General features: G+C 74.0%; 25 protein-coding genes. 7 read left to right on the plus strand and 18 right to left on the minus strand.

The window, feature by feature from the left end:
* Positions 1 to 16: 16 nt before the first annotated feature.
* Positions 17 to 673: a sulfite oxidase-like oxidoreductase gene (locus A8713_RS07995; RefSeq protein WP_064532590.1), complete on the minus strand. Its 657-nt coding sequence runs from the start codon at positions 671 to 673 to the stop codon at positions 17 to 19.
* A 163-nt stretch (positions 674 to 836) separates the two neighbouring features.
* On the opposite strand from A8713_RS07995, the gene bfr reads away from it, so the two are divergent.
* Positions 837 to 1,355, plus strand: coding sequence for a bacterioferritin (gene bfr, locus A8713_RS08000; protein WP_018567447.1), 519 nt, complete (start codon positions 837 to 839; stop codon positions 1,353 to 1,355).
* Positions 1,356 to 1,381: 26 nt separating this feature from the next.
* Here bfr and A8713_RS08005 read toward each other — a convergent pair whose 3' ends face one another.
* From A8713_RS08005 to A8713_RS08015, 3 genes are all read right to left on the minus strand, one after another.
* Entirely contained in the window at positions 1,382 to 1,645 is a 264-nt protein-coding gene (locus A8713_RS08005) for a (2Fe-2S)-binding protein (protein WP_064532592.1), read from the minus strand.
* A gap of 159 nt (positions 1,646 to 1,804) precedes the next feature.
* The gene (locus tag A8713_RS08010) at positions 1,805 to 3,157 is read right to left on the minus strand and encodes a class II 3-deoxy-7-phosphoheptulonate synthase (RefSeq protein WP_064532594.1); all 1,353 of its coding nucleotides are present in this window, start codon (positions 3,155 to 3,157) and stop codon (positions 1,805 to 1,807) included.
* A gap of 97 nt (positions 3,158 to 3,254) precedes the next feature.
* Positions 3,255 to 4,664, minus strand: coding sequence for a glycoside hydrolase domain-containing protein (locus A8713_RS08015; protein WP_237305319.1), 1,410 nt, complete (start codon positions 4,662 to 4,664; stop codon positions 3,255 to 3,257).
* 77 nt (positions 4,665 to 4,741) lie between these two features.
* Between A8713_RS08015 and A8713_RS34890 the strand changes: the two genes are divergently transcribed.
* Both A8713_RS34890 and A8713_RS08020 read left to right on the plus strand, forming a co-directional pair.
* Complete coding sequence (locus A8713_RS34890) at positions 4,742 to 4,804, plus strand: trp operon leader peptide (protein ID WP_107440782.1); 63 nt, start codon at positions 4,742 to 4,744, stop codon at positions 4,802 to 4,804.
* 115 nt (positions 4,805 to 4,919) lie between these two features.
* A complete protein-coding gene (locus tag A8713_RS08020) occupies positions 4,920 to 6,812 on the plus strand; it encodes an anthranilate synthase family protein (RefSeq protein ID WP_064532596.1) in 1,893 nt (630 codons plus the stop codon).
* On the opposite strand, the gene A8713_RS08025 is transcribed toward A8713_RS08020, so the two are convergent.
* The 5 genes from A8713_RS08025 to A8713_RS08045 form a co-directional block, all read right to left on the minus strand.
* Positions 6,764 to 7,759, minus strand: coding sequence for a 2-hydroxyacid dehydrogenase (locus A8713_RS08025; RefSeq protein WP_064532598.1), 996 nt, complete (start codon positions 7,757 to 7,759; stop codon positions 6,764 to 6,766). The two genes, A8713_RS08020 and A8713_RS08025, sit on opposite strands and share 49 nt — an antisense overlap.
* A gap of 110 nt (positions 7,760 to 7,869) precedes the next feature.
* Positions 7,870 to 8,898 carry a 6-phosphofructokinase gene (locus A8713_RS08030; protein ID WP_064532600.1) on the minus strand — a complete coding sequence of 343 codons (1,029 nt, stop codon included), beginning with the start codon at positions 8,896 to 8,898 and terminating at the stop codon, positions 7,870 to 7,872.
* 225 nt (positions 8,899 to 9,123) lie between these two features.
* Positions 9,124 to 9,816 (minus strand): response regulator, encoded by a 693-nt coding sequence (locus tag A8713_RS08035; RefSeq protein ID WP_064532602.1) that lies wholly within the window; start codon positions 9,814 to 9,816, stop codon positions 9,124 to 9,126.
* On the minus strand, positions 9,813 to 11,147 hold the full coding sequence (gene macS, locus A8713_RS08040; RefSeq protein ID WP_237305320.1) for a MacS family sensor histidine kinase: 1,335 nt from the start codon (positions 11,145 to 11,147) through the stop codon (positions 9,813 to 9,815). Before macS ends, A8713_RS08035 begins: the two co-directional genes overlap by 4 nt.
* A gap of 47 nt (positions 11,148 to 11,194) precedes the next feature.
* Positions 11,195 to 11,968, minus strand: coding sequence for a lysophospholipid acyltransferase family protein (locus tag A8713_RS08045; protein WP_064537317.1), 774 nt, complete (start codon positions 11,966 to 11,968; stop codon positions 11,195 to 11,197).
* A 161-nt stretch (positions 11,969 to 12,129) separates the two neighbouring features.
* Between A8713_RS08045 and A8713_RS08050 the strand changes: the two genes are divergently transcribed.
* Entirely contained in the window at positions 12,130 to 12,909 is a 780-nt protein-coding gene (locus A8713_RS08050; RefSeq protein ID WP_064532604.1) for an alpha/beta hydrolase, read from the plus strand.
* A 196-nt stretch (positions 12,910 to 13,105) separates the two neighbouring features.
* Positions 13,106 to 13,774, plus strand: a complete 669-nt coding sequence (locus A8713_RS34110; RefSeq protein WP_443069758.1) for a hypothetical protein — start codon at positions 13,106 to 13,108, stop codon at positions 13,772 to 13,774.
* Between the two features lie 55 nt (positions 13,775 to 13,829).
* Here the strand turns inward: A8713_RS34110 and A8713_RS08060 are convergent, their stop codons facing one another.
* The 6 genes from A8713_RS08060 to A8713_RS08085 form a co-directional block, all read right to left on the minus strand.
* Entirely contained in the window at positions 13,830 to 14,576 is a 747-nt protein-coding gene (locus tag A8713_RS08060; protein WP_237305321.1) for an endonuclease/exonuclease/phosphatase family protein, read from the minus strand.
* A gap of 206 nt (positions 14,577 to 14,782) precedes the next feature.
* Positions 14,783 to 15,736, minus strand: coding sequence for an ROK family glucokinase (locus A8713_RS08065; RefSeq protein ID WP_018567434.1), 954 nt, complete (start codon positions 15,734 to 15,736; stop codon positions 14,783 to 14,785).
* Between the two features lie 55 nt (positions 15,737 to 15,791).
* Positions 15,792 to 16,499, minus strand: coding sequence for a DUF5304 domain-containing protein (locus A8713_RS08070; RefSeq protein ID WP_079158872.1), 708 nt, complete (start codon positions 16,497 to 16,499; stop codon positions 15,792 to 15,794).
* Positions 16,500 to 16,556: 57 nt separating this feature from the next.
* A complete protein-coding gene (locus A8713_RS08075; RefSeq protein WP_064532608.1) occupies positions 16,557 to 17,738 on the minus strand; it encodes an ArsA family ATPase in 1,182 nt (393 codons plus the stop codon).
* 67 nt (positions 17,739 to 17,805) lie between these two features.
* The gene (locus A8713_RS08080) at positions 17,806 to 18,273 is read right to left on the minus strand and encodes an SRPBCC family protein (protein ID WP_064532610.1); all 468 of its coding nucleotides are present in this window, start codon (positions 18,271 to 18,273) and stop codon (positions 17,806 to 17,808) included.
* 119 nt (positions 18,274 to 18,392) lie between these two features.
* On the minus strand, positions 18,393 to 19,148 hold the full coding sequence (locus A8713_RS08085; RefSeq protein WP_064532612.1) for a metallophosphoesterase family protein: 756 nt from the start codon (positions 19,146 to 19,148) through the stop codon (positions 18,393 to 18,395).
* Between the two features lie 354 nt (positions 19,149 to 19,502).
* On the opposite strand from A8713_RS08085, the gene A8713_RS08090 reads away from it, so the two are divergent.
* Positions 19,503 to 21,299 (plus strand): AMP-dependent synthetase/ligase, encoded by a 1,797-nt coding sequence (locus A8713_RS08090; RefSeq protein ID WP_064532613.1) that lies wholly within the window; start codon positions 19,503 to 19,505, stop codon positions 21,297 to 21,299.
* Positions 21,300 to 21,757: 458 nt separating this feature from the next.
* On the opposite strand, the gene A8713_RS08095 is transcribed toward A8713_RS08090, so the two are convergent.
* Positions 21,758 to 22,900 carry a glycosyltransferase family 4 protein gene (locus A8713_RS08095; protein ID WP_064532615.1) on the minus strand — a complete coding sequence of 381 codons (1,143 nt, stop codon included), beginning with the start codon at positions 22,898 to 22,900 and terminating at the stop codon, positions 21,758 to 21,760.
* A gap of 125 nt (positions 22,901 to 23,025) precedes the next feature.
* Between A8713_RS08095 and A8713_RS08100 the strand changes: the two genes are divergently transcribed.
* Positions 23,026 to 24,282, plus strand: a complete 1,257-nt coding sequence (locus A8713_RS08100; RefSeq protein ID WP_064532617.1) for a glycosyltransferase 87 family protein — start codon at positions 23,026 to 23,028, stop codon at positions 24,280 to 24,282.
* 47 nt (positions 24,283 to 24,329) lie between these two features.
* Here A8713_RS08100 and A8713_RS08105 read toward each other — a convergent pair whose 3' ends face one another.
* Together A8713_RS08105 and A8713_RS08110 are read right to left on the minus strand one after the other, a co-directional pair.
* Positions 24,330 to 25,487, minus strand: coding sequence for a hypothetical protein (locus A8713_RS08105; protein ID WP_079158873.1), 1,158 nt, complete (start codon positions 25,485 to 25,487; stop codon positions 24,330 to 24,332).
* A gap of 64 nt (positions 25,488 to 25,551) precedes the next feature.
* The gene (locus A8713_RS08110) at positions 25,552 to 26,589 is read right to left on the minus strand and encodes a C40 family peptidase (RefSeq protein WP_064532621.1); all 1,038 of its coding nucleotides are present in this window, start codon (positions 26,587 to 26,589) and stop codon (positions 25,552 to 25,554) included.
* Positions 26,590 to 26,669: the final 80 nt, after the last annotated feature.

Here is a 26,669-nt window from a genome sequence, read left to right on the forward strand (position 1 = left end):
CGGCTGAGCCGGAGCCTCACAGCCCGGGGCCGTCCCCGGGCTCCTCCTGGTAGGAGTAGCGCTGCTCCTGCCAGGGGTCGCCGATGTTGTGGTAGCCGCGCTCCTCCCAGAAGCCCCGGCGGTCGGCGGTCATGTACTCCACCCCGCGGACCCATTTGGGGCCCTTCCAGGCGTACAGGTGGGGGACGACCAGGCGCAGCGGGAAGCCGTGCTCGGCGGTGAGCAGTTCGCCGTCCTTGTGGGTGGCGAAGAGGGTCCGGTCCGCGGCGAAGTCCGTCAGGCGCAGGTTGGAGCTGAAGCCGTACTCGGCCCAGACCATGACATGGGTGACGTCGGGCGCGGGCGGGGCGATGTCCAGGACCGTGCGCGCGGGGATGCCGCCCCACTCGGCGCCGAGCATGCTGAACTTGGTGACGCAGTGCAGGTCGGCGACCACGGTGGTGTACGGCAGCGCCGTGAACTCCTCATGGGTCCAGCAGTGCTTCTCGCCGTCGGCGGTGGCGCCGAAGACCCTGAATTCCCAGCGCTCGGGCCGGAACCTGGGCACCGGACCGTAGTGGGTGACCGGCCAGCCCCGTTGGAGCCGCTGGCCCGGCGGAAGCTCCGGCTGTGCCGCTGCTCCCTGCGCTGCTCCCGACGCCTCCCCGGACGCGCGTTCCACCGGCTGACCCATGCCTCCATCCTGACAGACGGGGCGGGGTGCGCGGGACCAGCCCTGGACCAATTCGGGCAACTCATACTAAGTGTGCACTTACTGGACTGACGTGGAGGCCGATGGAATCATGCGGCGCTATCGGCCCGTGACGGCCCGTACCAGCACAGAAGGAGTGCACCGCATGCAAGGCGACCCCGAGGTCATCGAACTGCTCAACGAGCAGCTCACCGCCGAGCTGACCGCGATCAACCAGTACTTCCTGCACGCCAAGCTCCAGGATCACAAGGGGTGGTCGAAGCTCGCCGAGTACACCCGGGCCGAGTCCTTCGACGAGATGCGGCACGCGGAGATCCTCACCGACCGCATCCTGCTGCTGGACGGCCTGCCGAACTACCAGCGGCTCTTCCATGTGTCGGTCGGGCAGACGGTGACCGAGATGTTCCGGGCCGACCGGCAGATCGAGGTCGAGGCCATCGACCGGCTGCGCCGGGGCGTGGACGTCATGCGCGACAAGGGCGACATCACGTCGGCCAATGTCTTCGAGGCGATCCTCGCCGACGAGGAGCACCACATCGACTACCTGGACACCCAGCTGGAGCTGGTCGACAAGCTGGGCGAGGCGCTGTACCTCTCGACCGTGATCGAGCAGAGCCAGCCGGACTCCTCGGGCCCCGGCACCAGCGGGTTCTCCACCCACTGAGGCGCCCGGCCCCGGCCGGACGGACCCTACGCGGCGTCGCCCAGTTCCCTGCGGGCGGCGCCCGCGTCGTCCTCGGCGGTGAGCCGCGCGAACGCCGGGGCGCGCCGCTCGATCAGCTCGCGCCGCGGACACGCGCCCCGGCCGAGCAGGGCCTGGATGCGGCGGACGCAGCCGCCGCAGTCGGTGCCCGCCTTGCAGGCCGAGGCGATCTGGCGGGGGGTGCAGGCACCGCTCTCCGCGTGCTGCTGGACCTGCTGCTCGGTGATGCCGAAGCAACTGCAGACGTACACGCGCGGCTCACCTCCCGCCGGGATCGATCAGTGGTGCCGCCCCGACTTCTCGGTGAGGCAAACCTAACCTTACCCGTCGTACCGGACGCGAGAAAGAGAGGGGGGCGCGGACCGTGTGTGATCCGCGCCCCACTCACCGGCCGGTGTCCGGCGGACGGCTCACTGGTCCCGGTACATCTCCGCGACCAGGAAGGCCAGGTCCAGCGACTGGCTGCGGTTGAGCCGCGGGTCGCAGGCCGTCTCGTAGCGCTGGTGGAGGTCGTCGACGAAGATCTCGTCGCCGCCGCCCACGCACTCGGTGACGTCGTCGCCGGTCAGCTCCACATGGATGCCGCCCGGGTGGGTGCCCAGCTCCTTGTGCACCTCGAAGAAGCCCTTGACCTCGTCGAGCACGTCGTCGAAGCGGCGGGTCTTGTGCCCGGAGGCCGCCTCGAAGGTGTTGCCGTGCATCGGGTCGGTCACCCAGGCCACGGTCGCGCCCGAGGCGGTGACCTTCTCCACCAGCTCGGGCAGCTTGTCGCGGACCTTGTCGGCGCCCATGCGCACGATGAAGGTCAGCCGGCCCGGCTCGCGGTCCGGGTCAAGACGCTCGATGTACTGCAACGCCTCCTCGGCCGTGGTGGTCGGGCCGAGCTTGACGCCGATCGGGTTGCGGATCTTGGAGGCGAACTCGATGTGCGCGTGGTCGAGCTGCCGGGTGCGCTCGCCGATCCAGACCATGTGCCCGGAGACGTCGTAGAGCTGGCCGGTGCGCGAGTCGGTGCGGGTGAGCGCCGACTCGTAGTCGAGCAGCAGCGCCTCGTGGGAGGAGTAGAACTCGACCGTCTGGAACTCGGCCGGGTCGGTGCCGCAGGCCCGCATGAAGTTCAGCGCGTTGTCGATCTCGCGGGCGAGCTGCTCGTAGCGCTGGCCGGACGGGGAGGACTTCACGAAGTCCTGGTTCCAGGCGTGCACCTGGCGCAGGTCGGCGTAGCCGCCGGTGGTGAAGGCGCGCACCAGGTTCAGCGTGGAGGACGAGGCGTGGTACATCCGCTTCAGCCGCTCCGGGTCCGGCACCCGGGCGGCCTCGGTGAACTCGAAGCCGTTGACGGAGTCGCCGCGGTAGGTCGGCAGCGTGACCCCGTCGCGGGTCTCGGTCGGCTTGGAACGCGGCTTGGAGTACTGCCCCGCGATCCGGCCCACCTTGACGACCGGCACCGAGGCGGCGTAGGTGAGCACGGCGCCCATCTGGAGCAGGGTCTTGAGCTTGGCCCTGATGTCGTCGGCGGACACCGCGTCGAACGACTCGGCGCAGTCGCCGCCCTGGAGGAGGAACGCCTCTCCCCTGGCGACGGCCGCCATCCGGGCGCGCAGCTGGTCGCACTCGCCCGCGAAGACGAGCGGTGGATACGACTCGAGGTCCGCGATCACTGCGCGCAGAGCCTCGGTGTCGGGGTACTCGGGCTGCTGCGCCGCGGGCAGGTCTCGCCAGGTGTTGCCAGCACTCGTGCTGGTCTTAGCGTTCACGGTCACACCACAAACCCTAAGGGGTCACTGAGCGGGTCCCTTCATCTGCTCATCAAGTGAGACGGACACCGCTTGTTTGCGGACACTTCCACAACCGCCCCCGTCAGGCGCCCGCGCCGACGTCCAGCTGGTCCCGGTCGACGCTGATCCGCGTGCCCCCGTACGTCTCGGCGCGGTCGCCCGCGTACTGGTGGACGCGCTGCCCCCGGCTCCACAGACCGGCCGGGAGGGCGGCGTCGGTGGTGACGGCCTCGTCGTTCCAGTGCGCGAAGTGGATCACGTCCGGCAGGGTGGTCCGCGCCGCGTTGCCGACCAGGTCGGCGACGAGCGAGGAGACGCTGCCGTACGCGCCCGAGCGGTAGCCCAGCTCGTGCAGCCGCAGGGTCCACGCCTCCAGATAGCCGAGCACCCGCGCGGTGAGGGCCGCGCCGGGCGTGTACTGCTCCAGGTCGTTGTGGAGCACCGAGCCGGGGCCGAGGCCGAGGGCGCCCGCCTGGACCACCGCGTCCTCGGCGGCGGCCCTGCCCTGGGACGCCGGGTCGGTGATGGCGGCGCAGTCGTCCGCGCAGCTCCCGGCGCCGGCGGAGGGCTGCGGGCCGACGTAGAGCGGGAGCAGGCGCCAGCCACTGGTGTACTGCGTCCGCACCCAGGTGTCGGTCAGGTCCGGCTGGGCGCAGGCGCGGTTGACGCCGCCGATGTAGACGCCGACGGCGCCGTAGGGCGAGGAGGCCCGCCAGGCGTCCATGGCCTTCTGGCCCGGCGCGGCACAGGTGTCGAAGCCCCGGCCGCGGTACACGGTGGCGTCGGCGGGCAGTGCCGGGACGGACTGCGCGCCGCCGTCCCCCGTCGCGGTGCGCGCCGCCGACACCGTCTCGGTGCGGGCCGCCGACACCGGGAGTCCCGCGCTGCGCAGCACCTCCTCGACCACCGCGCGGTCCTCGCGGTAGGGGGCGGTGACGGCGATCCCCTCGGCCGACGCCGTGGCGTGGAAGAGGCGGGCGGTGCGGTTCTCGGTGACGGCGGCCCGCTCGGCGGTGGCGGGCCGCACCCACAGGGACTCGGTGCGGCCGGTGGCGCGGGCCGGGCAGTCCTGCCGCTCGCCGGGGGTGCCGAGGTAGACGGCGTGCCGGTCGAAGCGGACGCAGGCCGCCGGGTCGGCGGTGAGGTCGACGACCTGCCAGTCGGCGGGGACGGTGAAGGTGTGGCCGCGGTAGGCGACGGTCCGGTACGCGGTCGGCGGCACGCTCCGGGGCACGGCCGGGGGCGCGGTCCGGGACGCGGCCGGGGACGCGTCGGTGCGGGACGCAGCCGGGGACGCGTCGGGGAGGGACGCAGCCGGGGACGCGTCGGGGAGGGCGGCGGGCGGCCGGCCGGCGGCCAGGGCCGCGCAGAGCGCCGGTGCGGCCAGCGCGGCCAGTGCTCTGAGGGGGCGCGCGGCGCGGCGGCGCGGGCGTGGCGTGGCGATGGTGTGCTCCTGGTGCCGGGCGGGTGGGGACGCCCGCCCTCCTTCCACCGGCCGGGCCCGGCGGAAACCGGGTGTGGTGCGTCCGGGCGATCCGGCGGCCCGCGCGGATGGGATAAGGTGCGGGCATGTCCGCGCACTCGACCCAGATCCAGAACTGGTGGTGGACCGCTTCTCCGGCGGCCCGCTGACTGCGCGTATCCCAGACTTCGCGAAGGCCGCCCGAGGGGCGGCCTTCGGCGTTCGCGGAGCCCGGCCGTTCCTCCCCGACATCGACGCACCACCGAGGGAAGAGGAACCGACCCCATGGACCTGGCCAGGCTGCTGCACGACTCCCGCCCCTTCGCCCTGCTCCGGCGCCGCACGCCCGGACACGACCACGACCTGGTCGAGGTGCTGATCGGCCCGGTGACCACCTGCGAACGGCTCGCCGACCTGCCCGACGAGGGGCTGGCCCTGGTGCCGTTCCGGCAGATCCGCGAGCGCGGCTTCGACGTCCGCGACGACGGCACCCCGCTGGCGGTCCTCACCCCCGAGGAGTCGTACACCGTCCCGCTGGCCGACGCCCTGGCGCGGCTGCCCGAGCACGGGGTGCGGGTCGCGGACGGCGGCTTCGACGTGGACGACGAGGAGTACGCGCGGATCGTCGGGCGGGTGCTGGAGGAGGAGATCGGCACCGGCGAGGGCGCCAACTTCGTCATCCGGCGGACCTACCGGGGCGAGATCCCCGGCTTCGGGCGGGCCGACGCGCTCGCGCTGTTCCGGCGGCTGCTGGCGGGCGAGCGGGGCGCGTACTGGACGTTCGTCGTGCACACCGGGGACGGGCCGGGCGGGCGGACGCTGGTGGGCGCGAGCCCCGAGGCGCATGTGCGCATGTCCGGCGGCACGGTCGTGATGAACCCGATCAGCGGCACCTACCGCTACCCCGCCGGAGGGCCGACCCCCGAGCACCTGCTCGGCTTCCTCTCCGACGGCAAGGAGATCGAGGAGCTGTCGATGGTCGTCGACGAGGAACTGAAGATGATGTGCACGGTCGGCGACATGGGCGGGGTGGTGGTCGGGCCCCGGCTGAAGGAGATGGCGCACCTCGCGCACACCGAGTACGAGCTGCGCGGCCGGTCCTCGCTGGACGCGCGCGAGGTGCTGCGCCACACGCTGTTCGCGGCGACCGTCACCGGGTCGCCGGTGCAGAACGCCTGCCGGGTCATCGAACGCCACGAGTCCGGCGGGCGCGGCTACTACGCGGGCGCGCTCGCACTGCTCGGCCGGGACGCGGGCGGCGCCCAGACGCTGGACTCCCCCATCCTGATCCGGACCGCCGACATCGACGCGGACGGACGGCTGCGCGTGCCGGTGGGCGCCACCCTGGTACGCGGCTCGGACCCGGCGGGCGAGGTCGCGGAGACGCACGCGAAGGCGGCGGGCGTCCTGGCCGCGCTGGGCGTGCGCCCCGGCGCACCGGGCGGGGAGCGGGAGCTGCCGCGGCTGGCGGAGGATCCGCGGGTGCGGGCCGCGCTGGACGGGCGGCGGGCCGCGCTGGCGCCGTTCTGGCTGCGGATGCAGGAGCGGTCGCGGGCCCTGGCGGGGCACGCCCTGGTGGTGGACGGCGAGGACACCTTCACCGCGATGCTCGCCCATGTGCTGCGCTCCTCGGGTCTGGATGTCACCGTGCGCCGCTACGACGAGGCCGGGCTGCGCGCGGCCGTCCTCGCGCACGAGGGGCCGCTGGTGCTCGGACCCGGCCCCGGCGACCCGTGCGACCCGGCCGATCCCAAGATGCGGCTGCTGCGCGCGCTGACCGCCGAGGTGCTGGCCGGGCACCGGCACGGGGTGCTCGGCGTCTGCCTGGGGCACGAGCTGATCGCGGCCGAACTGGGCCTGGACATCGTCCGCAAGGAGGTGCCGTACCAGGGGGCGCAGACGACGGTCGACCTGTTCGGGCGCCCGGAGACCGTCGGCTTCTACAACAGCTTCACGGCACGCTGCGACGACGAGGCCCGCGCCGAGCTGGCCGCGCACGGCGTGGAGGTGAGCCGCGGCGCGGGCGGCGAGGTGCACGCGCTGCGCGGGCCGGGCTTCGCGGGCGTGCAGTTCCACCCGGAGTCGGTGCTGACGCTGAACGGCGCCGCGATCGTGACCGGGCTCATGGGTCAGCTGTGCGGGACCAGGACGTTCTCCGAGCGGCGGCCCGCCCGGTAGTCGAGGACGTTGCGCACGGTGGCGTCGACGATCTGCCGCAGCGCGTCCTCGGTGTAGTACGCCTGGTGGGACGTCACCAGGACGTTGGGGAAGGTGACCAGGCGGGCCAGGGTGTCGTCCTCGATGGCCTCCAGGGAGCGGTCGAGGAAGAACAGGCCCGCCTCGGATTCGTAGACGTCCAGGCCGATGCCGGTGAAGCGGCCCTCGCGCAGTTCGGCGACGAGGGCCTCGGTGTCGATCAGGCCGCCGCGGCTGGAGTTGACCAGGATCGCGTCGTCCTTCATCGCCTTGAGGGCGGCCGCGTCGATCAGGTGCTGGGTCTGCGGCATCAGCGGGACGTGCAGGGAGACGAGGTCGGACTCGGCGAGCAGCTGGTCCTTGTGGACGTACTTCATGCCGAGTTCCATGCAGGCCGGGTTCTCGGCGACGTCCCAGCCGAGCAGGCGCATGCCGAAGCCGTGGGCGATGCGGGTGAACGCCTCGCCGATCTTGCCGGTGCCGATCACTCCGGCGGTGCGGCCGTGCAGGTCGCGGCCCATCAGCCCGTCGAGCCGGAAGTCGAAGTCGCGGGTGCGGGTGGCGGCCCGCACGATGCGCCGGTTGACCGCGAGGGCGAGCGTCCAGGCGAACTCGGCGACCGCGTGGGGCGAGTAGTACGAGACCCGGGAGACCGTCATGCCGAGGCGTTCGGCGACGTGCAGGTCGATGTTGTTGAAGCCGGTGGAGCGCTGGGCGACCAGCCGGGTCCCGCCGGCCGCGAGGGTCTCCAGGACCCGGCCGCCGAGCTCGGCGTTGACGCTGGTGGAGACGATCTCGTAGCCGGCGGCGATGGGGGCGGTGTCCTCGGTGAGGAAGACGTCCAGGCAGCGGACCTCGTGGTGGTCCCGGAAGGCGTGTTCGATCAGGGGCTTCTCGTCGGCCTGCACGCCGAAGGCCAGGATCTCCACGGTGCCTCCCGTTCGATGGGGTATGGGCCGAATATACGGGTGTGCGCGGACATCCGGCCCCTGCCCCGGCGCGACCGGCGCGGGGACCTGCCCCGCAGCCGGTCCGCGCGTCAGCCGAAGAAGACGCCCGCCTCCGCGTACAGCGCCGGGTCGACGGTCTTCAGCTTGGCGGTGGCCTCGGCGATCGGGACGCGGACGATGTCGGTGCCGCGCAGGGCGACCATCTTGCCGAAGTCGCCGTCGTGGACGCAGTCGACGGCGTGCAGCCCGAAGCGGGTGGCCAGCCAGCGGTCGAAGGCGCTGGGCGTGCCGCCGCGCTGGATGTGCCCGAGGACGGTGGTCCGCGCCTCCTTGCCGGTGCGCCGCTCGATCTCCTTGGCCAGCCACTCGCCGACGCCGGAGAGCCGCACATGCCCGAAGGAGTCCAGCGACCCGTCCTTGAGGACCAGTTCGCCGTCCTTGGGCATGGCGCCCTCGGCGACGACCACGATCGGGGCGTACGAGGCGCGGAAGCGGGAGGTGACCCAGGCGCACACCTGGTCGACGTCGAAGCGCTGCTCGGGCAGAAGGATGACGTTGGCGCCGCCGGCGAGGCCCGAGTGCAGGGCGATCCAGCCGGCGTGCCGGCCCATCACCTCGCAGACCAGGACCCGCATATGGGACTCGGCGGTGGTGTGCAGGCGGTCGATGGCCTCGGTGGCGATGCCGACCGCGGTGTCGAAGCCGAAGGTGTAGTCGGTGGCGGACAGGTCGTTGTCGATGGTCTTGGGCACGCCGACACAGGGCACGCCGTACTCGTCGCTGAGCCGGGCGGCCACACCGAGGGTGTCCTCGCCGCCGATCGCGATGAGCGCCTCGACCTCCTGCTTGGCGAGGTTGTCCTTGATCCGGCGGATGCCGTTCTCCTGCTTGAGGGGGTTGGTGCGCGAGGAGCCGAGGATGGTGCCGCCGCGGGGCAGGATGCCGCGTACGGCGGGGATGTCGAGGCGGACGGTGTCGTTCTCCAGCGGACCGCGCCAGCCGTCCCGGAAGCCGACGAAGTCGTAGCCGTACTCCTGGACGCCCTTGCGGACGATCCCCCGGATGACGGCGTTGAGCCCGGGGCAGTCGCCGCCACCGGTCAGTACTCCGACGCGCATGGAAATGTCCCTTCGCCACGGTTGCCTGGTGAAGGGCACGGTAATGGTGACCCACGTCACTCCGACATGGGCGGAAAAGTCAATTCCGGTGGAATGTCCGGCAGTTGATCAGAGCAAATCCACTCGGAAGAGTGGACGCGCGCGGGCCGCGGATTGACCGGGCCGTCCGCGCCCGCTCCTCGGCTGTTCTCCTCCGGCTCAAGCACTCGCCGCCGGCCCGCTCGTCTACTCGCTGTCGAGTCCGCGTTCGATGGCGTACCGGACGAGCTCCACCCGGTTGTGCAACTGGAGCTTGCCCAGGGTGTTCTGCACATGGTTCTGGACGGTGCGGTGCGAGATGACCAGGCGCTCGGCGATCTGCTTGTAGCTCAGGCCCTTGGCGACCAGCCGCAGCACCTCCGTCTCGCGGTCGGTGAGCCGGGGGGTCTTCGGCTCGCCGTCGGCGGCGGTGTCCGCCGGCTGGGGCTCGGCGGCGAGGCGGCGGTACTCGCCGAGGACCAGTCCGGCCAGGCCGGGGGTGAACACCGGGTCGCCGACGGCGGTGCGGCGCACGGCGTCCAGCAGCTCCTCCGTCGAGGCCGACTTCAGCAGATAGCCGGTCGCCCCCGACTTCACGGCCTCCAGCACATCGGCGTGCTCGCCGCTCGCGGAGAGCACCAGCACCCGCAACGCCGGGTTGTCCGCGACGAGTTCCTTGCAGACCTGGACGCCGGGCCTGGCGGGCAGGTTGAGGTCGAGGACGAGCACATCGGGCGCCGCCGCCCTGGCGCGGCGCACCGCCTGCTCGCCGTCGCCCGCGGTGGCGACCACCTCGAAGCCGGCCTCGGCCAGATCGCGGGCGACGGCGTCCCGCCACATCGGATGGTCGTCGACCACCATGACCCTGACCGGGCCCTGCCGTCCGCTCGTCGCCGTCATCGGCTCTCCGCCCTCCCCCTCATGGTGTTCCTGATGCTCTTCGTGCTCGTGATGCTCGTGGTGCTCTCGATGCCGTCGGGGCTCGTGGTGCTCTTGGTCCGGCGGGTGCTCTTGGCGCCGCTCGGGTGGATCGCCGCCTTGGGCACGGACAGTTCGACCTCCGTGCCCTGTCCCGGCACCGAGATCAGGTCGGCGGTGCCGCCGATGTCGCGCAGCCGGCCCCGGATCGACTGGGCCACCCCGAGCCGGCCCTCGCCCTCGGCCTGGGCGAGCCGCCCCTCCGGGATGCCCGGACCGTCGTCGCGCACCGTCACCAGCACCGTGTCCGGCTCGTCCTCCACCAGGATCCAGGCCCGCGCGTCCTCGCCCGCGTGGCGGCGGACGTTGTCCAGCGCGGCGCCGACCGCCGCGGCCACCTCGCGGGCCGCCGCGGCCGGCAGCGGCACCGGGGCGCCCGGCTCGGCCAGCGCGACCCGGGAACCGGCGTACGGGGCGAGCAGCGCGCGCAGGTCGAGGGGCTCGTCGGCGCTCTCCGGGTCCGGTTCGTCGACGATCCGGACCACCGCGCCGTCGGCCGCGTCCTCACAGACCCGGGAGACGGGGTTGAGCCCGCCGGAGACCAGGGTGCGCAGCGCCACCTCCTGCTCGCCCGCCAGCCGGCCCAGCTCCGCCGCCTCACCGCCGATGACCGCGCCGCGCCGCTGCACCATCGCCAGCACCTGGAGCACGCTGTCGTGGATGTCGCGGGCCAGCCGCTCGCGCTCCCGGGTCGCCGCCTCGATCTCCAGGGCGCGGGCCAGGGTGCGTTCGGAGGCGCGGGCCACCTCGACGACGTAGCCGATGGCGATGGAGGCGACCCAGACCAGCATCACGTTGTGCACGGTGTCGCGGGCCGGGGTGCCGCGCTCGACCAGGTTGGCCACGGCGACCGCGGTGGAGGCGACGGCGGCCCAGCGCCAGCCGCCCTTGAGGGCGAAGGCGAGGACGGCTCCCGCGGTCCATATCGACGGCAGGGTGGGCCCGCCGTGCGCGATCCGCGTGTGGGCGTCGGCGAGCGGGGTGAGCAGGATGCCGCCCACCGCGAGCGCCAGGTCGGCGGCGAGGAAGCGCTTGGTGCAGTTCGCGGCGCTCGCCACCCGGGGCAGGGTGCCCAGGGTCCAGACGAACAGCACGCCGTAGTACGCGATGGCCACCCAGGGGTGCGGGAAGCGGGCGTAGGCGGTGGCGAACAGGCCGACCGCGTAGAAGAGGGTGAGCACCCGGTAGCCGGCGAGCGCGCGCCACAGCGGCTGCTCGACCGACATCCTCATGACGCGCACGCGTCCGGCCATCTCCCCCGGTCCCCCTGTCCCCGTCCGCCCCCTGCCGCGCGGGGCGGCTACTGCTCCCGCTGCTCCGCCTGCTCCGCTTGCTCCTGCTGTTCCTTGGCGGCCTGGGCGAGGGCGGCCTTCGCGGCCTTCTCCGCCTCCTTCTCGGCCTTCGCCGCCTCGGTGATCTGCCGCTTGGCGGCGGTCGCGTAGATGTCGACGTACTCCTGGCCGGAGAGCTTCATGATCTCGTACATGACCTCGTCGGTCACCGCGCGCAGGACGAAGCGGTCGCCCTCCATGCCCTGGTAGCGGCTGAAGTCGAGCGCCTTGCCGATCCGGATGCCCGGACGCATCAGCTTGGGGACCACCTTGCCGGGCGGCTGGATCTTCTCGGTGTCGATCATCGCGACCGGGATCACCGGCGCCCCCGTGGCCAGCGCCACCCGGGCCAGGCCGCCCGGCTTGCCGCGGTAGAGGCGGCCGTCGGGCGAGCGCGTGCCCTCGGGGTAGATGCCGAACAGCTCGCCGCGCTCCAGCACCTCTATGCCGCTCTTCACCGCCGCCTCGCCCGCGCCGCGCGCGCCGGAGCGGTCCACGGGGAGCTGGCCGACGCCCTTGAAGAACGCGGCGGTCAGCCGGCCCTTCACCCCGGGCGTCGTGAAGTACTCGGCCTTGGCGATGAACGTGACCTTGCGGTCGAGCACCGCGGGCAGGAAGAACGAGTCCGAGAACGAGAGGTGGTTGCTGGCCAGGATGGCCGCGCCCTCGGCCGGAATGTTCTCCAGTCCCTCCACCCAGGGCCTGAAGGCGAGCTTCAGCGGCCCCCCGATGGCGACCTTCATCGTGCCGTAGAACAACCGACTGCCTCCCGTGTGTGTCGCTCAGACCATAACCCGGAGCGGCACGGAAGGCGCCTACGGCCCTGGTCGGTGTCAGTGCCGTCGCGTACGGTGAAGTACCTGCCATCGACGTGCCCAGCCCACTCCACGAACAGGAGACCGACGTGCCGGTCCTCCCCGGAGCCGAGCCGTTCCGCCACGAGGGCGGCGAGGTCGGCGTCCTCCTCTGTCACGGCTTCACCGGTTCCCCCCAGTCGCTGCGCCCCTGGGCCGAGTACCTGGCCGGGCACGGCCTGACGGTCTCGCTCCCGCTGCTGCCGGGCCACGGCACCCACTGGCAGGACATGCAGGTCACCGGCTGGCAGGACTGGTACGCGGAGGTGGACCGCGAGCTGCGTGTGCTCGGCGAGCGGTGCGCACAGGTGTTCGTGGCCGGTCTCTCGATGGGCGGCGCCCTGGCGCTGCGGCTCGCGGCGAAGCACGGGGACGCGGTCTCCGGTGTCGTGGTGGTCAACCCGGCCAACAAGGTGCACGGCCTGTCCGCGTACGCGCTGCCGGTGGCCCGGCACCTGGTGCGGACGACCAAGGGGATCGCCAGCGACATCGCCAAGGAGGACAGCGCCGAACTGGGGTACGACCGGGTGCCGCTGCACAGCGCGCACTCGCTGCGGACCTTCTTCCGGCTGGTCGACGGCGAGCTGGCGCAGGTCACCCAGCCGCTGCTGCTCCTGCGCAGCCCGCGGGACCATGTGGTGCCGCCCGCCGACTCGGCCCGGATCCTCGGCCGGGTCTCCTCCGTGGACGTCACGGAGATCCTGCTGGAACAGAGCTACCACGTCGCGACGTTGGACCACGACGCGGACCGGATCTTCGAGGAGAGCCTCGCCTTCATCGGCCGGATCGCACCCAGTGTCGGCAAGGAAGGGACGGCCGCAGGTGGCTGAGCACGACTCCGACCGCGAAGGCCGGGAGAACCGTGAGCCGGTCGAGCCCGCACCGCCGCCGGCCGCTCCCGCCCAGCCGGTGGACCCGGCGGGCGCCGCGCAGCCCGTACGGCCGGTGGATCCCGTCAAGTCCGTGGATCCCGTACGGCCCGTGGACCCCGTCAAGCCCGCGGAACCGGTCAAGCCCGCGGAGCCGGTGGCGTCGGCGGATCTCTCGGAGGTCGCGGATGCGACGGGCGGCGCCGGAGGGACCGGTGGGCCGGGAGACACCGGCGGTACCGGCGGCGGGGCCGGTGGAACAGGAGGGCCCGGTTCCGGCAAGGAGGCGGCGGCGCTCGACGAGGACGCCGTCTGGGCGGCGATCGTCGCCGGGTACGGCGAGGAGCCGCCGGACCCGCCGGGCGTCAAGCCCTTCAAGCCCATCGAGGACCTGCTGCTGCCGGAGCCCCCGGACGAGGAGGGTGACGGCACCGACGGCGACGGCACCGACGGCGCGGGCGGCACCGGCGGCGAGAACCGCCCGGCCAAGCCGCTGGGCAGCTCCGTCTCCTTCGCGCCGGGCCTCGCCGGGCCGGGCCCGCGCGACTACGCGCCGCGCGAGCCGTCCGACGACGACGAGGGCCACTTCGTCCCGCCGGAGCCGCCGCCGCTGCCCGAGGCGGACGCCACCGCGAAGTTCGCGTGGCTGGGCGTGCTCGGCGGTCCCGTGCTGCTCCTGCTGGCCGTCCTGCTCGGCTGGGAGATGACCTGGTGGCTGACCACCCTCGGCATCGGCGGCTTCGTCGGCGGCGTGGCGACACTGGTGGCCCGGATGAACCCGGGTGACGAGGACGACGACGACCCGGGCCGCGGAGCCGTGGTCTAGACACGTCGGCGCGGGTCCGGGCCGGGGCGGTCCGCCCGGCCCGGACCCGGCTTTGTCAGGCGTCCGCCGGGATGCGGACGGCGGCCAGGACCGGGAGGTGGTCGGTGGCCGCCCTCAGGTCCTCCTCCGTCACCCCGGGCAGTTCCCGCGGCACCCCGCAGCCGAGGATCTCGACGCCCTCGGTCGCGAGCAGCGCGTCGACGCGCCGCCGCGGGGCGCGGGCCGGGAAGGTGTGCTCGCCGCCCCAGGGCGCCGTCGCCCAGCCGTCCTGGAGGGTGCCGGCCAGCCGCTGGAAGGCCGGTCCCTCGGGGCCCTCGTTGAGGTCGCCGCCGGCGATGGCGTGCCGCACGCCCATCCCGGCCAGCCGGCCCAGCAGCGCGCCGCTCTGCGCGTACCGCTCGTTCCTGTCGAGCGAGAGGTGGCAGGCGAGCACGCCGAGCCGGGCGCCGCCGAAGCGGACCACGGCCGTGGCGAAGCCCCGCCGGTGCAGGCCCGGGGTGAGGGGCAGCAGGACGTCCTCGGTGCGTTCCACGGTGGCCCGCAGGGAGCACAGGACGGCCGGACCGGCGGCCGTCCCGCCGCCGGTGAGGATCACCAGGTCCGAGGCCGAGGCCAGCCGCGCCAGCTTCTTGCGCCAGCGGAAGAAGCGCGGCGCCTCCTGGAGGAGGACGAGATCGGGCGCGCAGGCGCTGATCACCCGGGCGAGGGCGGCGGTGTCGTCCCGCATCGACCGGATGTTGAGGCTCAGGACGCGGACGACGGCGGAACCGTCGGCTTCAGTGCGGGAGTTGGGCAGCTGCATGACGATCAACATACGCGGGGCCGGGGGCACTGCCGAACAGCGGTTCCCCGTGCGGTCCGGGTCCGGGGGCGCGCACGGTCCGCCGGGGCCTTCCGGCGTCCTCGGCCCGGCAGGAGGCGTGGTCCGGGTGCGCGGACGACGGCGCCCACCGGCCCGGACGGAGGGGACGGTGGGCGCGTGCCGCCGCGACGGCGCGGCGGGGTGGTTCACATGACCGGGTCGGGCTCCCGGGCGAGGTCGGCCGCGCCCACCAGACCGGCCTTGTTGCCGAGTTGGGCGGCGATCACATCGGCGACCGGGCGCCAGTTCCCGCCGACCAGCCAGCGCTTGTACGACTTGCGGATCGGGTCCAGGACCAGGTCGCCCTCGTCGGACAGGCCGCCGCCGACGATGAAGGCGGAGGGGTCGAAGAGGGAGGCCAGGTCGGCCAGGCCGGCGCCGGCCCAGCGGGCCAGCTCGCGGTAGGAGTCGACGGCGACCGGGCAGCCCTGCCGGGCGGCCATGGAGATGTGCTTGCCCTCGATGCCGTCGGGCGTGCCGTCGCCGAGGGCGAGCAGCACCTCGGCGCGCTCGGGGGTGGCGTTGGCGCGCTGCTTGGCGTACCGGACGAGGGCGCGGCCGGAGGCGTACTGCTCCCAGCAGCCCTGTGAACCGCAGCCGCACAGCAGGCCGTCCGGGACCATCCGGATGTGGCCGAACTCGGCGGCCACGCCGAAGTGGCCGCGGCGCAGCTTGTTGCCGATGATGATGCCGCCGCCGAGGCCGGTGCCGAGGGTGATGCAGATGACGTTGCGGTGGCCCTTGCCCGCGCCGAACCTGTACTCGCCCCAGGCCGCGGCGTTCGCGTCGTTCTCCACGACCACCGGGAGGCCGACGCGCGCCTCGACCTTCTCCTTCAGCGGCTCCTGGCGCCAGTCGATGTTGGGCGCGAAGTAGACCGTGGAGCGCTGCCGGTTGACGTATCCGGCGGCGCCGATGCCGACGCCGACGATCTCGTGCCCCGCGCGCGCACCCTCCACCGCCGAGGCGATGGCGTCCACGATGGCCTCGGGTGTGGTGGGGGTCGGCACCTTGAAGGTCGAGAGGATGTTGCCTTCCTCGTCGACCACGCCGGCCGCGATCTTCGTGCCGCCGATGTCGACGCCGATGGTGAGTCCCATGAATCCCTCAGTTCCGGTCGAGCCCCGCTACGGCCAACCGTACCCGAGCGGACCGTCAGTCCACGTCGATGCGTTCGCCGCCGCCGGTGCCCTCGCCGGGGTCGCGACGGTCGCCGAAGCCCTTCGGACCGGCCTGCGGGCCGCCCTGTGAGCCGTCCTCTCGACCGCCCCGTGAACCGTCCTCGCGGCCGTCCCGCCGGCCGCCTCCCGTCCGGTCGTCGCGGAGATCGTCCGCGCCGGACGCGCGGGAGGTCCAGCGGTGCTCCTGGGCCTCGACGGCGGAGCGGTAGGCGGCCAGCAGTTCGCCGCCGGCCGCCGCGAGGTGGTCGAAGACGCCGGGGTTGCGTTCCACCACCGGTTCGACGGCGGCCCTGGCCTGCCGCACCGCCTGGCGCACCAGCTGCTCGGCGGCGGGTCCGGCGAGGGCGCCGAGCAGCGGGGAGCGGAAGGAGGACAGCTTGTCGGCGACGGTGTCGACGAACTTGCGCAGTTCCTCGGCGGCCGAGCCGGGGGGCGGTCCGTACCGCGCGCGGCGCCGGGCCTGCTCGGCCTCCAGGTCCTCGGCGCAGGCGGTGGCCCAGGCGTCGGCGTCGGTGGCCCGGGGCGGCTCCGGGTCCTCGTCCCTGCCGGGCCGGGGGGCGTCCGCGCGGCCGGTGGGACCGGTGGGACCGGTGGGGCCGCCGGTGCTGGTGGGACCGGTGGTGCGCTCCTGAGCGGCGTCGTCCCGCGCGGCGTCGTCGGACGGTGGGCGCTCTTCGCTCATGGCGGGCTCCTGACTACGGTTCGTCCTTCCGACGTTACCCGAACGGGGCCCGGCCGTTCACCTGTCGCGGGGCCACAGCGCCGGGTCCGGCGCGAACCGGATGCGCAGTTCGTCCTCGCGCAGCGCGGCGCCGTCCACGGTGCACCGGCGCAGCGCCGAGGGCAGTGCCACGATGCGGCGGAAGCCCCCGGCGGTGAGCACCAGTTCGTCGCCGCGCCGGACGAGGTCGAGTTCGTCGCGGCGGGCGCCGGGCAGCGGGATGCGCCACACCAGGACGCCGTCGTCGGCGATCCGGTCCTCGACCGGCCACTCGACAGGGGCGGGCGCGGCGCCCGCGGCCGCGCCGGGCGCGGGGACGGCGAGGGCGGTCAGGTCGTCGGCGCCGCGCGGGTCCCGGCCCAGGTGGGCGGCCGGGTGGACGGTGTACGTCTGCTGCCACTCCTCCAGGGCCTTGCGCTGCTGGGCGACCGGGCCGGCCAGCCAGGAGTCGGCCGGGGCGTCGGGCAGGACGCGGGAGGCGACCAGGGACTCCACGGGCAGGGCGCCCACGGCGAGGCCCAGGGCGGTGCGGCGGACGGCGTCGGTGCCGGCCGGACCGGGCTCGGAGACCAGGCGTACGGCGGTGCCCGGGTCGGTGACGACGGCCTCGGCGGCGGCCAGTTCCACGTCCCAGCGGGCCGCCGTCTCGTAGAACCGCTCGGCGGGCAGGGGGACGCCGGCGAGACGGCCGAGGACCGGGCGCAGGGCGCGGGCGGCCTGCCGCTCGGGCGGCAGCAGGCGGCGCAGATAGCGGCGCAGCTCGGCGGGGAGGGCGAGCAGGGCGAGGGCCTGCGGGGCGGCCAGCAGATCGACGACGAGCAGGTCGAAGCGGTCGGAGAGGGCCGCGTCGCGCAGCGCGCGCAGCAGGGCCAGCTCCTCGGCGCCGGGCAGCGGGGTGACCTCCTCGGCGTCCAGCCGGGCGGCGCCGAGCAGGTCGAGGACGCTCGCCGCGCGGTCCTGGAAGGCGGCGAGGTCGGCCCGGAAGTCGGCCGCGGCGTCGGGGCGCCAGGCGGTGAGGTCCGGGGCGGCGGGCGCGGGCCGCGCGCCGGTGGGCGCACCCAGGGCCGCGCCGAGGGTGTCGGTGCGGTCGGCGCTGAGGACGAGGGTACGGAGTCCCTCGCGGGCCGCGGCGAGCGCGGTGGCCGCGGCCACGGTGGTGCGGCCGGAACCGCCCGGTCCGGTGATCAGCAGGGTGCGCATGAGGGTGAACGCTACCCGCGCCCGGGACGTACGGGATCCGGGGCCGCCCCGGGGCCGGGGTCGCGCGCTACTTCTCCAGGGACGGTCCCTCGGGCGCCGGGCCCGACTCCACCCGCTTCTTCAGTCCCGCCAGGGCGCGGTCGATGATGACCTTCTCGGCCTTGCGCTTGATCATGCCCAGCATGGGGATCTTGACGTCGACGGTGAGGCGGTAGGTCACCTCGGTGGCGCCCGCGCCGGCCGGCCTGAGCAGGTAGGAGCCGTCCAGGGAGCGCAGCATCTGGGACTTGACCAGGGTCCAGGACACCTCGTCGGCGCCGGTCCAGGTGTAGGCGAGGGTCTGGTCGTCCTTGATGGCGCCCGCGTCCATGACGAGGCGGACCTGCTCGGCGCGGCCCTGCTCGTCGGTCCTGAGGACCTCGGCCTCCTTGACCTCCCCGGTCCAGTCGGGGTAGCGGGCGAAGTCGGCGATCACCCCCATCACGTCGGCGGGGGCCGCCTCGATCGTGATGCTCGAGCTGGTGTGTTCCGCCATCGCCGTGGCTCCTCCAGGTGCGGGCCCAAAGTCGGTCGTCGTGCGCACATGTGCGCAGCGTGAAGGCTACCGCGCAGGCGGACGGCGGACTCCACTGCCACCTGCGGTCATGGCCGGGCTCACCACTGGAGGACCCAGGGGGTGCCGGTGCGCGCGAAGTGCCCCACGTTCACGCACTCGGTGGCGCCGACGCGCATGCGCCGGGCCAGCGGCTGGTGGACGTGGCCGAAGAGGGCGTAGCGGGGGCGGGTGCGGCGGATGGCGTCGAGCAGGGCGCGGCTGCCGCGTTCGAAGCGGCGGGCGACGGTGTCGTAGACGAGTTCGGGCACCTCGGGCGGGATGTGGGTGCACAGCACGTCGACCTCGCCGACCGCCTCGATCTTGGCGGCGTACTCCTCGTCGCCGATCTCGTACGGCGTCCGCATGGGGGTGCGCAGGCCGCCGCCGACGAAGCCGAAGACGCGGCCGCCGATCTCGACGCGTTCGCCGTCCAGGACGGTGGTGCCCTCGTGGGCGAATTCCGGCCACAGGGGCGGCATGTCGACATTGCCGTAGGTGGCGTACGTCGGGGTGGGGAAGGCCGCGAAGAGCTCGGCGTACTGGCGGCGCACGGCCGCCTCGATCACCTGGGCGCGGTCGCCGTCCAGCTCGCCCCACAGCCGGGCGCCGAGTTCGCGGGCCTCGGCGAAGCGGCGGGCGGTGCGCAGCTCGACGATGCGGTCCGCGTTCTCCACGCCGAACAGGTCGGGGAAGATCCCGCGCGAGTGGTCGGCGTAGTCGAGGAAGAGGACGAGGTCGCCCAGGCAGATCAGGGCGTCGGCACCCTCGCCGGCGCGGGCCAGGTCACGGGCGTTGCCGTGCACGTCGCTGACCACATGGACACGGGTGCCGCCGGGGCGTGTGGGACCGGGTGCCGAGAGGGGAACCATGAGCAAGAAGGGTAGGCCGTGCCGGGGGTGGCCGGACCTGCGGTTACTGGCCAGTCGTTCAACGGGTCGACTACTGTGCGCAAGGAGACACCCATCGTGTGACGCAGCGAACATCTCACCGGGACCCCCTGTCGAAAAAGCCATACCGGCGGGTAACGTCCGGGCAGTCCAGTCGTGCTCCGGATTTCGGCCACCGGGCCCCCGAGGTTCCCGGCGAGGTCCCGGGCACGACCGAGCCTTGGACCGCACCGTCGCATCACACAACGTCGTGGCGCCGGCGCCCTATGAGGAGCAGCAGTCTTGCGCGAGTTCAGCCTTCCGGCTTTGTACGAGGTCCCCGCGGACGGGAATCTGACCGACATCGTCCGCAGAAACGCCGCGCAGCATCCCGAGGTCGCCGTGATCGCCCGCAAGGCGGGCGGGGTCTGGCAGGACGTCACCGCGCGGGAGTTCCTCACCGAGGTGCGGGCCGCCGCCAAGGGCCTCATCGCCTCCGGTGTCCAGCCCGGCGACCGCGTCGGTCTGATGTCCCGTACGCGCTACGAGTGGACGCTGCTGGACTTCGCGATCTGGAGCGCGGGCGCCGTCACCGTGCCGGTGTACGAGACCAGCTCGGCCGAGCAGGTGCGGTGGATCCTCGGGGACTCGGGCGCGACGGCCTGCCTGGTGGAGACCGACGCCCACGCCGCCGCCGTGGAGTCGGTGCGCGAGGGCCTGCCCGCGCTGAAGAACGTCTGGCAGATCGAGGCCGGCGCGGTCGCGGAGCTGGGGCGGGCCGGGCAGGACGTCAGCGACGCCACGGTCGAGGAGCGCGGCTCGCTGGCCAAGGCCGACGACCCGGCGACCATCGTCTACACCAGCGGCACCACCGGCCGTCCCAAGGGCTGTGTGCTCTCCCACCGCAGCTTCTTCGCCGAGTGCGGCAACGTGGTGGAGCGGCTGCGTCCGCTGTTCCGCACCGGTGAGTGCTCGGTGCTGCTCTTCCTGCCGCTCGCGCACGTCTTCGGGCGGCTGGTGCAGATCGCGCCGATGATGGCGCCGATCCGGCTGGGCTGCGTCCCGGACATCAAGAACCTCACCGAGGAACTGGCCTCGTTCCGGCCGACGCTGATACTGGGCGTCCCGCGGGTGTTCGAGAAGGTGTACAACGCGGCGCGCGCCAAGGCGCAGGCGGACGGCAAGGGGAAGATCTTCGACCGGGCGGCGGACACGGCGATCGCCTACAGCCGGGCGCTGGACACCGTCTCCGGACCGTCGTTCGGCCTCCGGCTGCGGCACAAGATGTTCGACAAGCTGGTGTACGGCAAGCTGCGGGCGGTGCTCGGGGGGCGCGGCGAGTACGCGATCTCCGGCGGGGCGCCGCTCGGTGAGCGGCTGGGTCACTTCTTCCGCGGTATCGGCTTCACCGTCCTGGAGGGGTACGGGCTGACCGAGTCCTGCGCGGCCACCGCCTTCAACCCGTGGGACCGGCCGAAGATCGGCACCGTCGGGCAGCCGCTGCCCGGTTCGGTCATCCGGATCGCGGACGACGGGGAGGTGCTGCTGCACGGCGAGCACCTGTTCAAGGAGTACTGGAACAATCCGGACGCCACGCGGGAGGCGCTGGCCGACGGCTGGTTCCACACCGGGGACCTCGGCACGCTCGACGAGGACGGGTATCTGCGGATCACCGGCCGCAAGAAGGAGATCATCGTCACGGCGGGCGGCAAGAACGTCGCGCCCGCGGTGATCGAGGACCGGATCCGGGCGCATGCGCTGGTCGCGGAGTGCATGGTGGTCGGGGACGGGCGGCCGTTCGTGGGGGCGCTGATCACCCTCGACGAGGAGTTCCTGGGACGCTGGTGCGCGGAGCACGGCAAGCCTGCCGGGTCCACGGCCGAGTCCCTGCGGGAGGACCCGGATCTGCTCGCTGCGGTGCAGAGCGCGGTGGACGACGGGAACGCGGCGGTGTCGAAGGCGGAGTCGGTGCGGAAGTTCCGGGTGCTCGGGGCGCAGTTCAGTGAGGAGGCGGGGTATCTCACGCCCTCGCTGAAGCTGAAGCGGGGTGTGGTGGCGAAGGATTTCTCGGGGGAGATCGAGGCGATCTACTCGAAGTAGGGGGCTCTGCCCACCCGCCCGCCCGACTCGGTGGGTTGCGGGGGCGCCCTCCCGGGGCTCCGCCCCGGACCCCGCCACAGCTGTCCCACCCACCCGCCCGACTCGGTGGGGAAAGAGGACCCGCCTCGGGGCTCCGCCCCGGACCCCGGCGGGGGCTCCGCCCCCTGCGCCCCCGGGTGAGTTGCCCGGACCACCGGAGCACGCGCAAGGGCCCCGCCCCGGACCCCAGCGGGGGCTCCGCCCCCTGCGCCCCCGGGTGGGACGACCGGACCACCGGAGCACGCGCGGAAGACCAGCCCCCGACTCCCCCCGCGCGAGCTGACCGACCCACCGGAGCCCCCACGGTGAACCAGCCTCAGGGCTCCGCCCCCAGCACCCCCGGGGGAGTTGCCCTGACCACCGGAACACCCACGGAGGACCAGCCCCCTGCACCCCCAGCTGAGTTCTCCGCCCTCCCGCTACAGGAGTTCCCTCAGTCGTTCCGCCAACAAGTCCCAGCGCCAGGTCTGTTCGATCCACTGGCGGCCCCGTTCGCCCATGCGGTGGCGGAGTTGGGGGTCGGCGAGGAGGGTGGTGATGCGGTCGGCGGTGTGGTGGGGGGAGCCGCCGGGGACGACCCAGCCGGTCTCGCCGTCCAGGACGGCGTCGGGTGCGCCGCCGGAGTCGCCGGCGACGACGGGGAGGCCGGTCGCGGAGGCCTCCAGGTAGACGATGCCCAGGCCCTCGACGTCCAGGCCGCCGCGGCGGGTGCGGCAGGGCATGGCGAAGACGTCACCGGCGCCGTAGTGGGCGGGCAGTTCGCTCCAGGGGACCGCGCCGGTGAAGCGCACGGACGCGGCGACGCCCGTCTCGTCGGCGAGGCGGCGCAGGTCCCGCTCGTAGGGGCCGCCGCCGACGATCAGCAGGACGGTGTCCGGCTCGGCGGCGAGGATCGCGGGCATCGCGCGGATCAGGGTGTCCTGGCCCTTGCGCTTGACCAGCCGGGAGACGCACACGACGACCGGGCGGTCGGTGAGCCCGAGCCGGGCGCGCACCTCGGGGCCGCCGGAACCCGGGTGGAAGACCTTCTCGTCCACGCCCGGCGGGAGGTGCGCCATCCGTGCGGCGGCGTCGGGTGTCAGCGCGGCGGCGATCCGGGAGCGGGTGTACTCGCCGAGGTAGGTGATCGTGTCGGTGGACCGGCCGATGCGGCGCAACAGCTGCCGTGCGGCGGGCAGTTGGGCCCAGCCGGCCTCGTGGCCGTGGGTGGTGGCCACCAGCCGTTCGGCGCCCGCCCCGCGCAGGGCGGGCGCCATCAGGCCGAGCGGGGCCGCCGCCCCGAACCACACCGAGGTGCAGCCGTGCTCGCGCAGCAGCCCGGCCGCGCGCCGGGTGGCGTCCGGGGTGGGCAGCAGCATCGTCGTACGGTCCCGTACGACGGTGAAGGGCTGCTCCGCGTCGAAGGCGGCCGTCGCCCGCACGCCCTCCCGGCTCCGCTTCCAGGTGGAGGCGTACACGACGAGCTGTCCGGGGTCGAGGCGCAGCGCCATGTTGTGCAGGAACGCCTGGATGCCGCCGGGGCGGGGCGGGAAGTCGTTGGTGACGACGAGGGTCTTGTGCATCGCCGCAGACCCTACCCAATCCACCCGCCCGGCCCCCGTGCGGCGGTGTCCGCGTGGTCGGCGGGCGCGGCGGCGGGGACGATGGGCGTGGGACGTGGCCGGCGGCGGACGGACGAGGGGCCGAGGTGGACGAGGCAGGCGGGGTGCGGCGTCCGGCGGCGGTGCTCGCGGTCTGGGCGGTGAGCCGTGCGGTGCTGCTGCTGTACGTGCTGCGGGTGCTGGTGTTCCCCGGTCCGGACGTCACCGGCGATGTGTCGGTGATCTACCAGGGCTGGTCCGAGGTGCTGCGGCAGGGCGCGTTCCCGGCCGACGACGTCGCCTGGCAGTACCCGCCCGGGGCCGCACTCGCCCTCCTCGCCCCGCTGGCGCTGCCGTTCCTCGGGTACGCCGACGCCTTCTTCGCCCTGGCGTGCGCGGCCGATCTGGCGGTGCTGTGCCTGCTGCTGTGCGGCGGGCGGCGGCTGGGCCGTCCGCTGCGCGGCGCGTGGGTGTGGACGGCGGGCGCTCCCCTGCTGGGCCCGGTCCTCTACGCCCGCTACGACGTGCTGGTGACCGCGGTGGCCGTGGCCGCGCTGCTCGCGGGCGCCCGCAGGCCCCGGGTGCTGGGGGTGCTGGCGGGCCTCGGGGCGCTGCTCAAGGTGTGGCCGGTGCTGCTGCTCGCGGGGGTGCGGGGGCGGGGCGGGCGGCGGGCGTGGACGGCCGCGGCGGTGACAGTGGCCGTGCCGGTGGCGGTGTGCGCGCTGTGCGTGCCCGGCACGCTGTCCTTCCTGGCCGCGCAGGGCGGCCGGGGCACGGAGGTGGAGTCGCTGGGCGCGCTCGTCCTGCACGCGGCACGGCTGTTCGGCTGGCAGGGGCAGGTGCTGCTGCACTACGGGTCGATGGAGTTCCTGGGGCCGTACGTCGGCGCGGTGAGCGCGGGCGCGCAGGTGCTGACGGCGGCGGCCTTCGGCTGGCTGCTGTGGTGGCGGCTGCGGACCCGGCACGGGCGGCTCGCGCCGTGCGTGGTCGTGGACGCCGCGTTCACGGCGGTGCTGCTGTTCACGGTGACCAGCCGGGTGATCAGCCCGCAGTACCTGGTGTGGCTGGTGGGGCTCGGCGCGGTCTGCGGGTGCTGCGCGGGCAGCCGCATGTGGCCGGCCGTCGCCCTGGTGCTGGCCGCGGCCCTGGTGACCGTGCTGGAGTTTCCGGTGTACTTCGGGCACGTCGTGGCGAGCGACCCGCTGGGCCTGACGCTGATGTTCCTGCGCAACGGTCTGCTGGTGGCCGCCTGTCTGGGCGCGGGCCGCGTCCTGTGGCGCGGCACCGCCGCCCGGCCCGCGGGCCCGCCGTCCCCGCACGACCGGGCCCCCGCCCGCACCCGGCAGCCGTCCCCCGCCCCCTGACCCGGCCCCCTCGGCGTCGGCTCCTCCCCGGCTCCGCCGCGCGCCGTTCAGCCCAACTGCTCCCGCAGATACTCCCGCCACTGCCCGGTGAACCGCGCCAGGTCCGTGCCCAGCACCGTGCGCAGCGCGTCCTCGACCGCGCCCGAGCGGCGGTCGTGGGCGCCGACGGCGCGGTAGAACGCGTCCAGCCGGTCCTCGCCCCAGTGGGCGGCGATCATCCGGCAGGCCAGCCAGCCGCCCTCGTAGGACTGGGCGAGGCGGGTGGAGTCCTCGGCGAAGCCGAAGTCCTTGTCGGCGGGCAGCGCGGCGGGGACGTGCCCGTCGGCCACGGCGTGCTGGAGTTCCGGCGCGGCCTGCTCGGGGGTGCGCCCGGACTCGCGGTAGCCGACCCAGTCGGCGTAGCCCTCGGAGAGCCACAGCGGGGTGGCGGCGTCGGTGTGGGCGCGGGTGGCGACATGGGTGGTCTCGTGGGTGAGCACGACCTGCCGGCCGAGCGGGCCCAGCAGGCTGTACGCGTCGGGGTTGACGACGACCCGGTCGGCGGGGGCCCGCCCGCTGCCCCCGGCCTCGCCGGTGGTGACGGCGGCGATGCCCCGGTAGTCGTCGGCGGGCGAGCCGAGCAGCGCGGCCATGGCGTCCAGCGAGCCGGGGACCAGCACGACCACGCGGCGGCTCCAGTCGGTGCCCCAGGCGTCCGACACGGCGGGCACCGCGTGGTCGGCGAGGGAGGCGTAGTCACGCAGCGAGCGCGTGCTCTGCCCGACGCCGAGGACGATGCTGCTGCGGCCCCGGGCCACGCCCACGGTGCCCTGGTCCCACAGCTGCTGCGCCGCCTCGCGCGCCGGACGTTCGGAGTCGACGTACCACGCGCCGTCGGCGGCGGTGGACAGGGTCAGGGTGCGGCCTACGGTGACGGGGGCGGTGTCGTAGCCGGTCACCCGGTAGCTGAGCTGGGCGTCGGCGGTGGCCGTGGCGCCGCTGCGGCGCACCGCGGTCACGCGGTAGGACCAGGCGGTGAACGGCACGGCCCGCAGCCGGGTGTACGGGGTGCGGGTGCCGGTGGTGGCGTAGGCGGCCGCGTCGTGGTGGAGGACCGCCGCCGCGCGGGTGTCGAGCAGGTGCTGCACCTGCGCGCGGGCGGTGTCGGCGGCGGTCGGGCCGCCGCACGCCGTCAGCGAGGCGAGCAGCAGGGACGCCGCCGCCACCGTTCTTCCCCGTACCCGTCCGCGCCCGGCCATTGCCCGATCGTACGGCGGCGCCGGGGCGCCGTCAGACCCTGGTGACCGAGGAGATCGGCAGCATGTTCACGGGGTCGTAGCGCACGGGGGCGCCCGGGTGCGGGGCGTGGATCACCCGGCCGCCGCCGACGTACATGGCCACGTGGCTGGCGTCGGAGCGGTAGACGACGAGGTCGCCGGGCCGGGCCTGGGAGAGCGGGATCTGCCGGCCGGCGTAGCGCTGCTCCTGCGAGGTGCGCGGCAGATGCACCCCGGCCTGTGCGTACGCCCACTGCATGAGGCCCGAGCAGTCGAAGCCCGAAGGGCCGTTGGCGCCCCACACATAGGGGCGGCCGAGCGCGGAGCGGGCGGCGGCGAGGGCGGCGGCGGCGCGCCCGGAGGCGGCCGGGCCGGCGTCCGGCCCGGACAGGAGGTCGTCGCGGCCGGAGCGGGAGGTGCGGGTGTAGGCGTCGCGCTCGGCGCGGCTGAGGGAGTTCAGCAGCCGCCGGGCCTGGGCCAGTTTCCGTTCCACGGTGTGCTTGTGGGCGGCGACGGCGGTGCGGCTCTTCTCCAGTTCGGCGAGGGCGCCGGTGGCCTCGGCGCGCTGCTGGGCGAGCGAGCGCAGCGCCTGGCGCAGCGCCTGGAGTTCGCCGGCCTGGTGCGCGCTGATCCGGTCCAGGGTGCTCGCCCGGTCCAGGTACTCGGCCGGGTCGCGGGAGAACAGCAGGGCGAGGGACGGGTCGATGCCGCCGGAGCGGTACTGCGCGCCGGCCACCGAACCGATCGACTCGCGCAGGGTGTTGACGCGCTGCTGCCGGCGGGCGATGCGGTCCTGGGCGTCGTGCACCTGGCGGCGCAGCGCGTCGGCGCGTTCGTCGGCCCGGTCGTAGTCCTCGGTCGCCTTCTCCGCCTCGTGGTAGAGGCGGTCCACCTCGGCCCGGGTCCCGCCGTGCGGTGCGGCGGCGGCCGGGGCGGCGGCCGGCAGCGCGCCCAGGGCCGCGGCGGCGGCGGACAGCACGGTGACGGCGGCACGGGCGGCACCGGTGCCCCGGTCGGGACCGGACGGTGCAAGACGGCGATGGGACCCCACGGGAAGCCGAACTCCCTCCACTGGTCAGCACGGACGGTCTCCCCTCGGGCCGCGGGTGCGGCGCGGTGCGCCACGGCGGT

It is taken from the genome of Streptomyces sp. SAT1, from assembly GCF_001654495.1.
GTDB lineage: Bacteria > Actinomycetota > Actinomycetes > Streptomycetales > Streptomycetaceae > Streptomyces > Streptomyces andamanensis.

Excerpts from the sequence above, each read along its gene's own strand:
- A8713_RS08060 (WP_237305321.1), bottom strand. The coding sequence starts at position 14,576 with ATGCAGCTGCCCAACTCCCGCACTGAAGCCGACGGTTCCGCCGTCGTC.
- A8713_RS08065 (WP_018567434.1), bottom strand. The coding sequence starts at position 15,736 with ATGGGACTCACCATCGGCGTCGACATCGGCGGCACGAAGATCGCGGCC.
- A8713_RS08020 (WP_064532596.1), top strand. The coding sequence starts at position 4,920 with ATGGACCTGGCCAGGCTGCTGCACGACTCCCGCCCCTTCGCCCTGCTC.
- macS (WP_237305320.1), bottom strand. The coding sequence starts at position 11,147 with ATGGCCGGACGCGTGCGCGTCATGAGGATGTCGGTCGAGCAGCCGCTG.
- A8713_RS08075 (WP_064532608.1), bottom strand. The coding sequence starts at position 17,738 with ATGCGCACCCTGCTGATCACCGGACCGGGCGGTTCCGGCCGCACCACC.
- A8713_RS08035 (WP_064532602.1), bottom strand. The coding sequence starts at position 9,816 with ATGACGGCGACGAGCGGACGGCAGGGCCCGGTCAGGGTCATGGTGGTC.
- bfr (WP_018567447.1), top strand. The coding sequence starts at position 837 with ATGCAAGGCGACCCCGAGGTCATCGAACTGCTCAACGAGCAGCTCACC.
- A8713_RS08095 (WP_064532615.1), bottom strand. The coding sequence starts at position 22,900 with ATGCACAAGACCCTCGTCGTCACCAACGACTTCCCGCCCCGCCCCGGC.
- A8713_RS08030 (WP_064532600.1), bottom strand. The coding sequence starts at position 8,898 with ATGCGCGTCGGAGTACTGACCGGTGGCGGCGACTGCCCCGGGCTCAAC.
- A8713_RS08070 (WP_079158872.1), bottom strand. The coding sequence starts at position 16,499 with ATGAGCGAAGAGCGCCCACCGTCCGACGACGCCGCGCGGGACGACGCC.
- A8713_RS08045 (WP_064537317.1), bottom strand. The coding sequence starts at position 11,968 with ATGAAGGTCGCCATCGGGGGGCCGCTGAAGCTCGCCTTCAGGCCCTGG.
- A8713_RS07995 (WP_064532590.1), bottom strand. The coding sequence starts at position 673 with ATGGGTCAGCCGGTGGAACGCGCGTCCGGGGAGGCGTCGGGAGCAGCG.
- A8713_RS08080 (WP_064532610.1), bottom strand. The coding sequence starts at position 18,273 with ATGGCGGAACACACCAGCTCGAGCATCACGATCGAGGCGGCCCCCGCC.